The sequence below is a fragment of the Saccharibacillus sacchari genome (genome assembly GCF_037722395.1).
Classification (GTDB): Bacteria; Bacillota; Bacilli; order Paenibacillales; family Paenibacillaceae; genus Saccharibacillus; species Saccharibacillus sacchari_A.
The window spans coordinates 140,712-155,176 of sequence record NZ_JBBKAR010000056.1 but is presented as its reverse complement, the minus strand read 5'-3'; the positions used below and the strand labels follow the sequence as shown (position 1 = coordinate 155,176).

The window sequence follows — 14,465 nt, the reverse complement described above, 5'->3', positions numbered from 1 at the left end:
CGCCTTCCAAAACGATTCCAAAAACTTATTTATTGAAGGAGAAGATCATGATCCGACAAAAAAGAGTGATGAGAACCCTGGCCCTGCTGCTGATGATTGCCGCGATCGCGTTCCCAGCGAATGCTTTTGCCGCCACGGGAGACGTCACCTCGATTTCGTTCGACGACGCCACGAAAAAAGAATTGGTGATCGGCCAATCGGCTAAACAGTTGAAGGTTTATGCGACCATCGAAGGCTCGACTTCCAAAAAAGATATCACGGCAACCGCAGCATGGACTTCTTCCGACGAAGACGTCGCACAGGTTGTCAAAGGTCTGGTAACGCCTAAAGAAGCAGGCACAGCAACCATTACCGCCACTTACGAAGGTGCAGTCGCAACCGTAGAAATCGCAGCTTCGTATCCGTATACGAAACTCGCCCTTGAACCGGTCAAAAGCGGTACATATCTTTTGGGCGATTCCGAAAGCGATTTGAAAATCGCAGCCAAGCTGACAGGCGGCGCGGAAAAAGACAAAGTCACCGATGTCACTTCGCTCGCAACATGGACCAGCTCCAACTCTTCCGTGCTGACGATCGACGCCGGACAAGTTACATTGGTCGGCAAAGGTACCGCGACCATCACAGCGAAATACCAAGGTCAGACCGGTACGTTCAAAGCTACGGTCGAACTGCCTTACTCTTCCCTTGAGATTCGCGACGACAAAGGCAAAGCATCCGATCTGGAACTGCTCGTCGGCGATGAAATCAAGCTGAAATCGATCGCTCCCGCCGCTGGCGGCAGTGGCGAGCATGATGTAACTGCGAATGCAACATGGACGACTTCCAACGAATCGGTTGTCGCCGTCGAAAAAGGAACACTTACCGTAAAAGCTGCGGGTAAAGCCACGATTACGGTTCAATACTTGGGCGTAACCGGAACGCTGGACGTCTATGTACGTTCACCGTATGAAGCCTTGCTGCTGGTTCCTTCCGAAGCCACTACGATCTTCCTGGGCGAAACGCTTGATCTGAAAGCCGAAGTACGCGACCGTGCCAACTCTTCGCTCGACGTATCCGCTTCTTCCAAATGGACATCCAGTAGCCTGCTGGCCGCTACCGTTGAAGGCGGAAAAGTTACAGCAAAAGCCGTAGGCAGTACAACGATCAAAGCCGACTACGGCGGAATCTCCAAAGAAATCAAAGTGACGGTTTATCCGACGCTGAAGTCGCTTGAAGCAGCAAAAACCGAAACAGATCTGTACAAAGGCGAGTCCGAGTCTCTTCCAAAGGTCAATGCACTGAAGCTTGATGATTCGAAGCTTGATCTGAGCAACGACGTAACATGGACATCCGGCGACGAAGAGATTGCTTATATTGAAAATGGCAAAGTCATTGCGAAGTCGGCGGGTACCGTTACACTGACTGCTTCCCTGCCTGACGCCACCTCCGTAAACACGCCTTCGGGCGACGTTTCCGTACGCGGCAAAACGGTTGAATTCAAAGTCACGATCAATGAGAAAGTTCTGGTTCTGATCGGTCCGGATGAAGCTCTGAACCTGATTATCGGCGAATCTTCCGATCTGCCGACGGTGAACGCAGTCTGGGAAGACGGGCAAGAGAAAGATATCTCTTCGCTGATTACCTGGACCGTAAGCGGCACGAATGCCGTAATCAAAACGACCGGCAAAGACCAAGAAATCAAAGGCTTGCTCAAAGGTTCGGCAACGCTGAAAGGCACGTACCTGAACAAGTCGATCACGGTTCCCGTGAAGATCGAACAAAAAATCACCAAGATCGTAGTCGAACCGACTTCGATCGAACTCAACGTTAAGTCCAGCAAATCGATCAAAGTTACCGGATTCTTCGCGGACGGCTCCAAAATCTCGCTGGGCAGCAAGGTAGGTTGGGAATCTTCCAATCCTCAGGTAGCTTCGATCGCGACGACTTCCGTAAAAGGCGTGTCGGAAGGTAAAGCAACGCTGAGCGGCTCCTACCAGGGCATCGCGGTATCTGTCGACGTTACCGTCGTACCGAAACTGACCAAGCTCACCGTTGACGAAAAGTCGTTGAAACTGGCTCCCGGCGCCGGAAAAACAGTTGTGGTTACGGCTGCTTACGACACCGGAGTAACAGCTAGCGTTGCTGCACAAACCACATGGACAAGCTCCAAGCCATCTGTAGCGACAATCTCGGCAACAGGTCAAATCTCTGCCGTGGCCGAAGGCAAGACTACGATCAAAGGCAAATTCGGCACCAAAACCGTGACCATCTCGGTAACGGTGAAGAAATAACAAGCGTTAAAAACCTTTTATGATAGGCTAGTTTGCCAAAGAAATGCCGTTCCTTCTTCCGAAGGAACGGCATTTTTGTTTGTGTTCATTTTCAAATCCCAAAATATAGTTTTTATGGATTTGGACTTTGATTTAAATTTTGCGTATCTTTGTTTTTGAGATTTTTATCACAGCAACTCCCTTTGCAATCTTGCACGATATGAACGTATAACAACTCGACTCCAATCCCCTCGCCCTCTCCGATTTATTCCGTTTCAATGACGGCAGCGGTAAGCACGACGTTGTTCAACGTACAATTTAGAGGGGGATCAAATTCATTATGAAACTCGCCGGAAAAATTACAACGGCTATCGTATCCTTATTTCTTGTGATCGGATTAGCGGTTGGCCTGCTCGCCTATCAAGCGGCTTACGGACAAGTTGACGAAGCCGTCGGAATCGAGCTAGTAGGCTGTGCAAATATCACGACCGGACTCGTAGCTCCCGCTGATATCGAAGCATTAGCCGCAGGTGACACCTCGAAACTGGAAGAAATTCAAAACAAAATCGACTGGATTCACGAGCACAAACCTATTTTCAAAGAAGCCTTTATTTTATCTGTAGACGGAAAAATTCTGGCGGCTGACTCCAATCTAAGAGAACGGGGTTACAAGGCAGGAGATAGCTTCTATTTCACTGATGAGGATCGGGAAATGGCAACAACGATGTCACACGGTGTCTACTCGAAAGTATATACCTATGATGGAATCGGACTCAAAACCGGCTATGGCCCTATTTATGCCGGCGAAGGCGAAAATCAGAAAGTCGTCGCTTTGATGGCCATCAACTTCGATTCCTCGATTATTCAGGAGCGCACACTCTCCGTGTTTGAACTTCCTCTCCTGATTGGAGCCATCCTGCTCACCGTCGCCCTGATTGCGGTATATTTCATCATTCGCCGAATGATTTCTCCTGTCGTTCACTTGTCTGAACAGACTCGTTTGCTGGCACAGGGTGACCTCAGCATGAAGACGATTCCGATACGAGGACGTGACGAGGCTGCTATGCTCGCTTCCGACTTTAATGTAATGGCTGGCAGCTTCCGCACCATTTTGACCGAGGTTCGGGACAGTTCGTATCAAGTCGCTTCCGCTTCGGAACAGCTTACGGCGAGCGCCGGACAGACGGGCGACGCCGGAGAACGCATTCACGATGTGGCCATGGGCCTGGAAGAAGAAGCGTCTCTCCAACTCCGTTCGTTGACCGAAAGCTCGAAGCTGCTGGATCAAATCACAACCTTTGCCGAACAGGTATTGGGACGTGTCGAGGATCTGGCATACCGCGCGTCCGAATCGGAACGGCACTCGCGTACGGCTGGAGGAGACCTGGATCAAGCCTCCCATCAGTTGAATCTGACAGGGGTTGCATTGGACGAATTGAAAACGGCTATCGAAGATATGCGCCTGCATTCGCAAAAGATTCGTCAAATTCTGGGCGTGATTACGGAAATTTCGGAAGAAACGCAGTTGCTTGCCTTAAACGCCGCCATTGAGGCCGCTCGCGCAGGCGAGTATGGACGCGGCTTCGCCGTTGTCTCGGATAATATTCGCAAGCTGTCGGACCGCTCCGGATCGGCGGTGCGGCAAATCCATGGAATCATCGAATCCACACTTGGCCAGATTGAAGCCGCTGCGGGTGCAATGGTGTCCGTATCCTCTGCGGCTGACCGCGGCACTCAGACGTTTGCCTCGGCCTCCGCATCATTCAGTGCTATTCAAAGTGCCTGGTCTGTCTCCAAAGAAAATGCCAGCGCAGCGATGAACGATGTCAAACGTCTAGCCCAAGATGCCACTTCCGTCTCCGAGCGAATAAGACTTAGCGCCTCGATCGCCAATGGTACGCATGAGCGTGCGCGATTATTGGCCGGCTCCTCAGGCGATCAACATGCCTCCATGCAGGAAATTCAGGCTTCGTCCACGATGCTCTCGCATCTGTCCGAAGACCTGTTTACGTTGGTAGACCGATTCAAAATTTAAACCAAAAAGCTGCTTGCCCAGTCCGTTATTTGAACGGATCTGAACCAAGCAGCTTTTTGGTTTGTGTCTTGCGGATGATCGGATAGATTTTCACATCATCAATGCTTCGAAGCCACTTTGCTTTCCATTTCAAGCGTTGCCGCTTCTGCGGTAACCGGGCGGAAAGTCACGCTATCGAGCAACAGTTCGTTACCGACCGGCTCCCCGTTGACCGTCACCGTAATTTTTGTGAAATTCGAGTTTGTGGTATACATATATATTCGCTCCCGTTCGATGATTAATATAGGCGTGCTTCATCGTACGGCCAGAAGTGATCTTTTTTAACCGAAATTGGTGTTTGTTCGGAAACTTCGGTACACTTAATGACGTACAATCTTAGGCACTGCAAAATACGGACATATTCGGTACAAAGTCTTGTCCGCTTATTGTTTATGTATACCCGATTGACTGCGTTATCAAACATTCTCCTTATCAAACGCTTTCTCCTATCAGGGCCTGTACATTCTGGATTGGCCCTACTTCTATTCGACATCTTAAATCGAGGTGACCTTCTCATCATGAAGCATAGATTCTCTTTCGCTTTACGCAAATGCGTTCCTGTCGCCCTGTTAGTCGGAATCCTGTTCCTGCCTGCCGCTCGTCCCGCGCATGCCTGGGAGCCGTTCGATAACTTCGTGAATGGGCTGGAAATGTTCGGCGAATTGCCCGGCGAAGTCAACCAACTGCGTCAAAGCTACCAGGAAACGGTGAATCAGCTTGAAGACGCCAAAGCCGATATCCAAAGCTACCGCGAAGACATGGAAGGGTATCGGGATCAGGTGACGCAGTTGAATGAACAAAATCAACGACTCGACCAGCAAAATCAACAGCTTCAGCAGACCGTCACAGCCTTGAACGCGGCACAGGAAGAACGCGATCGCAGCGCACGCACCATGAAAATCATCATTTTCGTTCTGATCGGCCTTTTCGTCGGTTACTTCCTGTTTATTCGCGTGCTTCGCCTCGGTCTGCGCGGCAGACGATGAACGGAGGATTTGCATGAACATCATTCACGAACAATCCGGAGACTCTTTCGGTGCTCAAGCTTATACCTTCGAGCTACAACACGATGACGGCGTCCATATTCTGCATCCGCAGCAAGTGATGTCGTACCGTGGAGATCCGCGGGGACGGAGCGACCGTCTGCTGGAAATCAGCCGTATGATGCGCAAGCGCAAACTGATCCGGGCTGACTTCAAAGGACGCTGTACTTTCACTGCGGTGCTGCCTGCCGGCTTCGGTTTGCAAATGCTCGATTTGTCCGGCGGCAGCGATATGCTGTACGACTTCCGGCAGCTGTTTTATTATACCGACGGTATCGAGATGAAAAGCCGGATTTTGAAGCTGAAAAACATGCTTATCACCCAGGATGCCATCAAAATGAAATTTTCCGGCGACGGGCAAATCGGCATCATGACCCAAGGAACCGTATTCCAGGCCGAATTGCACGAGAAAGAGCCTCTGTTCGTCAATGCGGGAAGCATCCTGGCCTATCCGGAGAACGCCAAACTGAACCTCGCCGTCTACGGCAACCATCTCGCCAGCCAACACATGAATTTTCATTGGAAAATGACGGGGCGCGGCCATGTGCTGCTTCAGGCGGGCGGCACGCGCAGCCAGGAGCTTCGCGAGCATATGGAAGACGACGGATTGGTCAAGCGTATTTTGCGCGAAGCGATTCCTTTCGGGAATATTTTTATCAAGTAGGGCGCGTACGCATATGAAAAAGGCCATCTTCGCCGCGATTCGCGGTCAAAGTGGCCTTTTTGTGTTACCCTGACGTACCCAGATCAGGATTCCTCCGGCTCCATCGAATCCCAAGCCGCGTCGACCATCACGTCGAACGCTTCGTCATCGTTTTCGATATGTTCCTCGAATGCCAGAATTTCCTCTTCGGGTCCCGGTTGTTGCAAAAAGTGGAGGCTGTACTCCCACGCATCTCCACTCTTACTGTAGATCGTCAGCTCATAAGGCTCTTTGTGGCCCTCAACCTCGGCTTCGACCTTCCCTATATAGCTCTTGTCTTCCCTGCGCTCCATACGTGCATTTAGTATCTTGATGTTCATCCCACGCAGTCCTCCCTCTCATCTTCATGCCTGCCGAGCAGACCTTGTACCAATTGATACGTGTTTGTTTAATCTAACAAATTAGAGATCGACTGCAAGCGCTGATCGTCGCTCTGCTGACCGGCTGTAACGCGCGCAGGCTCGGCAGAATCGCCTTTTTGCATCAGCCCCAAGCGATCATTCATCTTCTTGTTGATCTCCGTCATACGGCCTGTCTGCTCCGTTGCCGACTTGATAATCGTACGGTTGGACTGCTCATATAGATCCATGGCCGTGAACAGATCGCCCATTGCACGTTCCACGGCTTCAAGCTGCATTGCCGGTTTGCCGAGCAGATCGTTCGTTTTTTGCGTCGTTTCTTTCAACATGCGGGAATTCTCCTCGAACATGTTCTGAAGCGTCTGGTTCGCCGTATTGACGGCCTCGATCGTCTCCATCTGATCTTGCAAAGCCATCGCGATCATCGCGGACACGGTGATCAAATGCTGCGTTTTGTCGATCGTGGCGTCGACGGAGTCGATCAGCTTGTCGTTATTGTCATTGATGATATCCGTACCCGCAATCGCTTGCTGATACAACATGATCATTTCCGTAAAGGACTGGATACGCGTTACCACCTTGCGCAGTCCGCGTTCCAGCGTCGTTTTGCGGCCTGCGTTTTCCGGTTTGGCGATCTCTTCTTCGAACAAAATCTTCAAGCGGTTCCCCATGGCGATCCGCATTTGCAGATTATACACTTCCTCGATAGAAGTCCGCTTCAGGTTGCGCATATAAGCCATGTTTTCTTCCAGCGTGTCTTTGCCGTTGCGCAGCGACACGACAATGGCATCGACATTTGTTTTCACGGATTGATATTTGTAGATATAGTTTTTCAGCGGCGTCTTACGCATGATCTTGTCGAAAAAGCCCAACTGCTTGCTTTTGCTGAGCGAGTCGATCTCGGTACGCAAACGCAAAATGTTGCCGCCCACTTCGGAACGCTTGCCGGATACCATATCGTTGACCGGACGCTGAAGCATTTCCAGCGACTGGCCCGCTTTTTCCATCGTGCGTTGGCCCATCCGGCCGATCTGATCCATCAGCTCGTCGAGCTGGAGATTATCGGTATTCGCAACTTTTTGAATAACCTGTTTCGCTTCCTGCTCGACTTTGGCTACATCGTCTTTTTTCAAATCTACCGCAAGGTTCATCGACATAAAGATTCCTCCTTTTGATCCGTTATGCGTGAATTGATCTTATCGCTTGGCGCGTCTTGCCCGGGAAAGCGAAGATGTGAACAATCAAAGATATCGCTTATCGCGGGTCTGCTTTTTCTTCTTACCCGGAGGGATTGAAGAAAAAGCGATCCAGCGATCCAGCCATCCTTAGTCAGAAGTTCGGTAGCGTTGTTGGATCAGGTCGATCCGGCTTTGAAGCTCGATCAAGTCGCGGTGCTCAATCGTCTCCACATACAGCGATAACCGGGAATTGATGTCTTTGATTCCGTCCAGCAGCAGTCGGCGGTTTTTGCGTTTGGCTTCGCCGCTTAGCTTCAGGAACGGATTGATCGCGCCGTTCAGGTCTTTGAAGACCAGGCGCTGAATATTGTGATTGACTTTGCTGTCGTTCAATTCTTTGAGCTGAGGGATCAGGCGGGAGATCCGGGCCAGGAGCGACATCGTTTTTTCGACGATCTCGTCATCCAGCGAATTTTTCTGCCCTTCCGAAATAATCAGCTCTTCGATCACCGAGATATACTCGTGAACCGGGTCCCACATCTCGTCAGGCTCCGCAGCAGGCTTGGGAGGTGCCGGAGGATTCGCGGCAGCGGCCGCTGCCTTGCGGCTTTCCTCTTCGCGCTGAGCAGCCTGCTCTTCGCGCAGACGGCGATCTACCGCCTGATCGACTGCCGGAATGCCTGTGCGTCTTCCGCTCGGCGGAAGTACCTCAGGCTGCGGCTGAGACTGTGGGGATAAGTCGATCGGTGTCGGCTTTGGCTTGCGACGTTTAAATGCACCGATACTCAGCAGCACCGCACCGCCGGGAATAAGCGCCGAGATAAACACAGGCAGAAAATCCTGTCCCACAATCGTCAGCGCATAACCCGCGATAAAGGCCGTAATCGCCAGACCGTAACGTTTGATATAATCTATCATGCCTTAAACACCTCCAGCTTGATGGCAGAGCATAAGCCGCCCCGCCCACGTCCGCCTTAGCAGCGTTCTTTTTATCGAATGTTCTATCAGATCGGCTACTTGAGGCCCGGCGTTCCCGCCTCGCTGCGAACAGGGTCCAGCCTTACGGCTTGCTCTACGTAACTCGCTTTGATTCCGAATCGCGGCTTCGGCGCCGGGAATGTCTCGCCAAATGCCGATTTGACAGCCAGGTAAGGGAAATTCACGCCGGACAGGCAGGTGATATACAAACCTCCCGACATGCGCGGGTTGATTTCCAGCAGTTTGGGAATACCTTTATTGTACTTCACCTGAACGTTAAAAGCATAGGGAATGCGGCAATTTTCCGCAATCCGGTGCGAGATCGCCAAGAGTTCTTCCGAATACTCCAGATGATACACGCGTCCTTCCGATTTGCGCCGGGGAACGGCCGTCAACAGATTCCCCGCCGCATCCGCCAGGCAGTCGATGCTATACTCTTCGCCTTCGAGCAACTCCATAACCATCAGATCGTCGAAGTTGTCTACCGAAGAGAGGGTGCGGAATGTCTCTTCATAGGTCGTCTCCAGTGTCACCCAACCGTACAACTCTTGCATCGGGTCGCCGGCTTCTTCCTTGATGATCCGGAAGCCCATTCCACCCTCGGCTTCTGTCGGCTTGAAACAAACGCGTTCTCCGGCCTCCGTCAATTCCTTGTAAGCTTGCGCAAACTCATCCGCCGTGCGCACAACCCGATAATCCGGAATCTCGACGACTCCTTTTCCTTCGAGCGAACGATAGAATTTTTCCTTATTCATCATATTTTGCAACAATTGCATATCGCCGCAGACCATGACTTTCGTTCCGGCTTCTTCAAACCGCTTAAGATTTTGTGCGATCAATTCCATATGCAGACGCGGAATAAATAAGTCGATTCCATGCCGCTTGCAAAAATCGAGGCAAAACACGATGTACTCTTCACCCTCGACTTCCGGCTCGACTTCTTTGACGTCGCTTGCTCCCAGCGAGACATGATCGATATTGGGATGCGTCCCGTAAAACTCGAAAGATTCTCCGTCTTCGTTTTCGCGAATCAGATTCACATAATGGTAAGCGACGGAAAACCAGCGATTCATCCATATTTTTCTCATTGTCATCTTCCTTTTCAGCGTTTCGGGTAAACAAAAGAAGCTCGTAAGCTCATACTGTCCACGCAATGTATGATGTCGGAATTACGGTGTATTACGCTTGAAAAGGCGGCCTGGTTTCGCTTCGGCGCATTTTCGGGGACTCTACAGCCTATTTCTGTGCAGGCAAAGCAAACCAGTCAGCAATCTTCGCGATCAAATCCTCGGCGGCGCCCATTCCGTCACGATCCGTGAACGTGTACACGCCTGCCTCCATATACGCCGCATAAATCTCTCCATGCTTTGGCACGATCGCGTAATCCGCAGCTTTGAGCAGACTTTCGTCCAGCAGCGAATCGCCGGAAGCGGCAATGCGGGAAGCGCCTGCCAGAGCTTTCACATGCAGCAGTCCGTCCCCTTTGCTCACGCCGTCCGGAACCAGATACATTTTGCGGCCTTGTACAGACAGATTCCAGCGCATGCCCGCCAGTTCTTTTCGAAAATCTTCAACGACGTCCAGAGGCATACTGTCCCGCTCCAAAATGATGGAATAGAACAGGCTGTCCGAATGACGGTACGACTTGACCCATTCCGGCGAAGAAATCCGATCGAAGGCTTCAATCACCTTTTCCGCGTTCTCGCTGCGAGTTAACGCCTCCGCCACGTGGCGCTGCCAATCGGGATCGGGCACGCCGTCGATCAGTACATTGCCTCCGTTGCTTGTCACGGCGTACTTGGGCTTAAACGTCTCCCTTATGTAGAAAATACGCTCATACTGCTCGATCGTTCTCGTCGTCACAGGCACGAACAGCGCAGTCTTGGACAACTCGGCCAACAATCTTGCCGTTTCCGGCGACATGAACGAAATATGCTCGCCCTGGTATAGCTCAACCGGAATGACTTCCGTCGAGCCAAAAGCTTCGCCCATCGCTTTTTTCGAATAAATCAGCGTGCGGTCGAGGTCACTTGCAAAAATCATGAGGGTCCTCCGTTCAATGGCTTGATAATCCCGCAGCAGGAGTAGGTCAATTCCGGATACACTTCGACCGGCACGCCGCGGTCTTCAGCCAACAGCAAAATATGACGGAGATTCGGATTATCGAGACGGTCAACCAGAATCTTCCACGGCACGCGTCGCAGCAGTACGCGAGTCGTCTCGCCCACGCCCGGTTTGACCAGGTTGACGTCCGCGATTCCGTAATCCTGCTGAATGCGCGCGATATCCTTCATGCCCTGCCAGCTCGATACATTGGCTTCCGGCAGATTCTCCAGACGCGCCGCTTCCGCCTTGGCTTCTTCACGAATCTCGTCGAAATAGCTACATACCACGTCTACGAACAGATTGGAGACATCGTCTTCCAGCCATTCTTTGTAATATTTCGCCCCGTGAAAATCGTCCGGTCCGATCAAATCGTCGCGCAGCACGGTACGGCTCATCAACCCGGACACCGTCGAGTTCAGACAAGCGCTCGGAATCAGGAAGTCTTCGCGTGTACCGAACGTTTCGGAGCAGCGGCCCGGATCGGCCAGAACAGCCAGATCGTCATCGAGTTCGATGCCGTATTTGCTTTGCATCGTTGCTTTCGCTTCGGCCAACACATTGCGAATCGCGCCTTTGCCCGTCCAACCGTCCACGAACTGAATACGACGCCCCGGATGCTCGCGCAGCATATACAGCATCGCGTTCTCGTCGATCCCTTTGCCGCGAATGATCGAGATGCTGTAATGAGGAAGATCCGCACCGTAGACAGCTTTAAAATAACGTTTCATCAGAATCCCGATCGGCGTCCCCGCGCGAGCCAATGAAGCCAGTACGAAGTCCGTACCGTGCCGGGAAGCCAGTCGTTCCGAGACGATGCCCGCATCGCGAGCGACTTTGCGCGCCGTCGCCTCCAACGTCTCATGGAACAGCTTCAGATAGTCCGCGGTCGGTTTGTACTCCACAGGCAGCATCTCCGAATAATGCGTTCCCCCTTGAATCGCTTCTTCGCGATCTTCGGTCCCGCGCTCCAGCTTCACCTCGCTCAGATCCTTCAGCAAAAAGACAACATCGTCAGGGCTATAGCTTCCCAGCCGTTCAGGCAAAGGTAGTTGCTTGTTTGATAAGTGATTCAGCATATTATTGTTCTCCTCCCGTAACGACGAGATGCACAACCAGCACTCCGCTATGTTCCAAAGCATCCAGCAGCGGATTTACGCGATCTCCGATCGGTGCCCGCTCCAGAAAAACAAAAATTTCGTCATATTGGCCTGCCGGTACATTATAGAAAAAGTTTGCAACACCCGGGTCATCCGGCGAAAGGTGCGGGAAGCCGCTGCGTACCGCATACCCATCCCGATCCAGCACGTGAATCGGACTGCGGGTGCTGGATTGATACCAAATCCCGTCCCCCATGCCCGCCGCGATTCGCATAGGCACGTACATAAACTCCCCTGTTCCCATGCACAACGTACGTGTTCCGACACGCTGATCCGCCAGATACGCCGAAGCTTTCGCCACCTGTTCGCTCAACGCCGCGTTATCCGCTTCGTACATCCCGAACCGTCCTGTCCATTCCAGATAAGGAGAATCCGAGACCGTGCCCGAAGAATCGGAAGAACTGACCTCCAGATGCGTGAAAAAGTCCGAAAGATCATGCTGGAGCAGCTTCATGCCACCGTGGCTACGTCGATCCGGCGCAGGCTGTGGCAGTCGGTCGACCGGGCCGCCTTCAACCTCGATCTCGCCTTCGATCAACGCGAGGGTATCGATCGAAACGCTCAGCTCCTTTTCCAATTCGGCAAAACGTTTACGATCTTCCGCGCCTCGCCAGTCCAGCAGACTCGCTACCACGTAATGGCGGCGCGGATGCTTGCTCTGCAAATCGCGAATGATGTTGAGCGCCGTATTCCCGGTCGTCACTTCGTCATCCACAAGCACAACCGTATCTTCTCCTGCAAAAAAGGATGTCTCTCTCGCATAACAGCGGTGTGCCGTCGCATGCGAATGCTCTTCTTCAAAGCTCAATACGGGTTCTTGTCCCACCAGTTCCTCGCGCGTCGTATGCAGGAATCTCGTATCCCCGGAAAAACAGTCATACATCGCATGTCCAAGCGCCGTGGCCGTTTCCGCAAAAGCAATGAAAAGAGCAGGCACCTCGACATGCAGCTTGTCTGCTTGCAGTCTGGCGTATAGCTGGCTCGCCGCAGCGCCATCGTTATGGATCGCTTCGCAGACTTCTTCGAGACTGTACGCTCCCGCTTCTCTCGCCGCGACATCTGCATCGTCATGCGACGCTTCTGCTCTTCGACGCTGCCACAGCAACGCAAGCGCCGCGCCTCCCAATAACGACTTGTGCGGATCAACGGGAATATGCTTGCCGAGGATTCGACTAACAAACAAAAAGCTGCGCTTTTTATTAATCCGGGCCGCCATTTGAAACAGGTCGTCGGGATGAATGTTGAAAGGGTTGGCCTTCAATCGAACACGCACCGTCAATCCTTCCGGCATTTCGTATACATATTCAGCCTGCTCAGAGCTTGTTTCCCGAACGGCAGGCTTTCCGCTTGTTGATAGATGGGTCTCCGAATCATTGTTAGCGAACGAGTAATGCAGTGAAGTTTTGGTTTTCATTCAGCACCCCATAAATTTCCGAACGAATCATGATCCGCCGCGCCCAATTCAGATGAGGCTTGATCTCGTTCATTTTATTAGCATAGCCGCTTTTGACGACGCCGATCTCGCCACCGCTGCTGGACAGAATATGTGAAGCGTCCATGTACTCTTCGTGAGTGACCGTATACATGGCTTGCACGGGACAGATATGGGTAGGATGAATAATCGTTTTGCCTATGATGCCATTCTCCTTATCCAATTCCACTTCGTGAATCAGACCATCTACGTACTTATTGATATACTGCATGCGTAGGCGAAGTCCTTCCGGACCGGCCGTTTCCTGGAAAGGAGTCTCTCTCAGTTGCGGCTTCAGCACGCGGTCGCTTTTGAAATATTCCCAGACTGGGCCCGAGATCACATAGCCGCTGTCTGCTCTGCCGAACAAATTAACGATATCCGATACGCAATCCCGAATAACGCCAATATCGTAGATCGTCATATCCGGCTTGCGACGAAGACCGAATAAGCTGGAAAAGTCGGTGGCTCCGATTCTGACGTTCAGTATGTATTCTCGGTACCGGTCGAGCAATGCTTTGATTCCAAGCAATGTCTGCCGGCGCGTCTCCGCGTAAATCACTTCGGCGCTTTCAAGAATCGGCATGCCGTACAATAAAGGGCTTTCGGATGGCCTGGATTGATTGTAATCGCGAAGGATTTTCAGATAGCGTTCACCTGTGCGGGCCTCAAACTTCGGAAAAACAAGTCCGGTCAAACGAACCACTGCGCAGCCGAGCTGCTCCAAAATCCGTTCCGCTTGCTCGGATGTACGAATCCGGATAAAGATCAGCGGAAGCGATTCTGAATCGATCGTGCCTTCTTTCGCCCATGCGTCCAGACTATGAATCTGCGAGACAAGAGAAGCTTCGGCTTCCTCCACCTTCAGATCCCCTACGGCATCCTCCAGATCGATCACGACGGAGGTTAACCCTTTGTGCTTGCCTGTGCTTAGATCCTGTGCGATCGTCGGCCGCGTGGCCGGCATGTACAGGGCCGCTCCGATCGCATGAGAAAGCAATTCTTTCTCCGAACGGTTGCAGAACGGTGCGGGAGCCAAATGGAACAACGTTTCGGTTTCTTCCACCGACAAATAATCAAAATAATGCATAAATGAGTTCCCCTCCCACAAGCGGCATATTTGAAAAAACTCCGCCGAACGGAGAAA

At 51.9% G+C, this 14,465-nt stretch carries 13 protein-coding genes; 4 read left to right on the top strand and 9 right to left on the bottom strand.

The genetic code is table 11. The annotated features are described in order from the left end of the window. Positions 1 to 47: 47 nt before the first annotated feature. Positions 48 to 2,270 carry an Ig-like domain-containing protein gene (locus WKI47_RS21900; protein WP_340229320.1) on the top strand — a complete coding sequence of 741 codons (2,223 nt, stop codon included), beginning with the start codon at positions 48 to 50 and terminating at the stop codon, positions 2,268 to 2,270. Between the two features lie 319 nt (positions 2,271 to 2,589). Beyond that, a complete protein-coding gene (locus WKI47_RS21895; protein WP_340229319.1) occupies positions 2,590 to 4,284 on the top strand; it encodes a methyl-accepting chemotaxis protein in 1,695 nt (564 codons plus the stop codon). A gap of 98 nt (positions 4,285 to 4,382) precedes the next feature. On the opposite strand, the gene WKI47_RS21890 is transcribed toward WKI47_RS21895, so the two are convergent. Beyond that, complete coding sequence (locus WKI47_RS21890) at positions 4,383 to 4,538, bottom strand: hypothetical protein (protein ID WP_340229318.1); 156 nt, start codon at positions 4,536 to 4,538, stop codon at positions 4,383 to 4,385. Positions 4,539 to 4,841: 303 nt separating this feature from the next. Here WKI47_RS21890 and WKI47_RS21885 point away from each other — a divergent pair, with 303 nt between their 5' ends. Both WKI47_RS21885 and WKI47_RS21880 read left to right on the top strand, forming a co-directional pair. After that, a complete protein-coding gene (locus WKI47_RS21885) occupies positions 4,842 to 5,309 on the top strand; it encodes a hypothetical protein (protein ID WP_340229317.1) in 468 nt (155 codons plus the stop codon). A 13-nt stretch (positions 5,310 to 5,322) separates the two neighbouring features. Next, the gene (locus WKI47_RS21880) at positions 5,323 to 6,030 is read left to right on the top strand and encodes an AIM24 family protein (RefSeq protein ID WP_340229316.1); all 708 of its coding nucleotides are present in this window, start codon (positions 5,323 to 5,325) and stop codon (positions 6,028 to 6,030) included. Between the two features lie 83 nt (positions 6,031 to 6,113). Here the strand turns inward: WKI47_RS21880 and WKI47_RS21875 are convergent, their stop codons facing one another. The 8 genes from WKI47_RS21875 to WKI47_RS21840 all read right to left on the bottom strand — a co-directional run bounded on the left by WKI47_RS21875 (position 6,114) and on the right by WKI47_RS21840 (position 14,408). Beyond that, entirely contained in the window at positions 6,114 to 6,389 is a 276-nt protein-coding gene (locus WKI47_RS21875) for a hypothetical protein (RefSeq protein WP_340229315.1), read from the bottom strand. A 68-nt stretch (positions 6,390 to 6,457) separates the two neighbouring features. Then, positions 6,458 to 7,585, bottom strand: a complete 1,128-nt coding sequence (locus tag WKI47_RS21870; RefSeq protein ID WP_340229314.1) for a toxic anion resistance protein — start codon at positions 7,583 to 7,585, stop codon at positions 6,458 to 6,460. Positions 7,586 to 7,753: 168 nt separating this feature from the next. Further along, a complete protein-coding gene (locus tag WKI47_RS21865; RefSeq protein WP_340229313.1) occupies positions 7,754 to 8,524 on the bottom strand; it encodes a hypothetical protein in 771 nt (256 codons plus the stop codon). A gap of 95 nt (positions 8,525 to 8,619) precedes the next feature. Continuing rightward, the gene (locus tag WKI47_RS21860; protein WP_340229312.1) at positions 8,620 to 9,678 is read right to left on the bottom strand and encodes an ATP-grasp domain-containing protein; all 1,059 of its coding nucleotides are present in this window, start codon (positions 9,676 to 9,678) and stop codon (positions 8,620 to 8,622) included. A gap of 142 nt (positions 9,679 to 9,820) precedes the next feature. After that, positions 9,821 to 10,627, bottom strand: a complete 807-nt coding sequence (locus WKI47_RS21855; RefSeq protein WP_340229311.1) for an HAD family hydrolase — start codon at positions 10,625 to 10,627, stop codon at positions 9,821 to 9,823. Continuing rightward, positions 10,624 to 11,766: a cysteine protease StiP family protein gene (locus WKI47_RS21850; protein WP_340229310.1), complete on the bottom strand. Its 1,143-nt coding sequence runs from the start codon at positions 11,764 to 11,766 to the stop codon at positions 10,624 to 10,626. The genes WKI47_RS21855 and WKI47_RS21850 overlap by 4 nt, the downstream gene beginning before the upstream one ends. Position 11,767: 1 nt before the next feature. Further along, positions 11,768 to 13,261 (bottom strand): phosphoribosyltransferase family protein, encoded by a 1,494-nt coding sequence (locus tag WKI47_RS21845; protein WP_340229309.1) that lies wholly within the window; start codon positions 13,259 to 13,261, stop codon positions 11,768 to 11,770. Next, positions 13,224 to 14,408, bottom strand: a complete 1,185-nt coding sequence (locus tag WKI47_RS21840; protein ID WP_340229308.1) for an HpcH/HpaI aldolase/citrate lyase family protein — start codon at positions 14,406 to 14,408, stop codon at positions 13,224 to 13,226. The genes WKI47_RS21845 and WKI47_RS21840 overlap by 38 nt, the downstream gene beginning before the upstream one ends. Positions 14,409 to 14,465 lie beyond the last annotated feature (57 nt).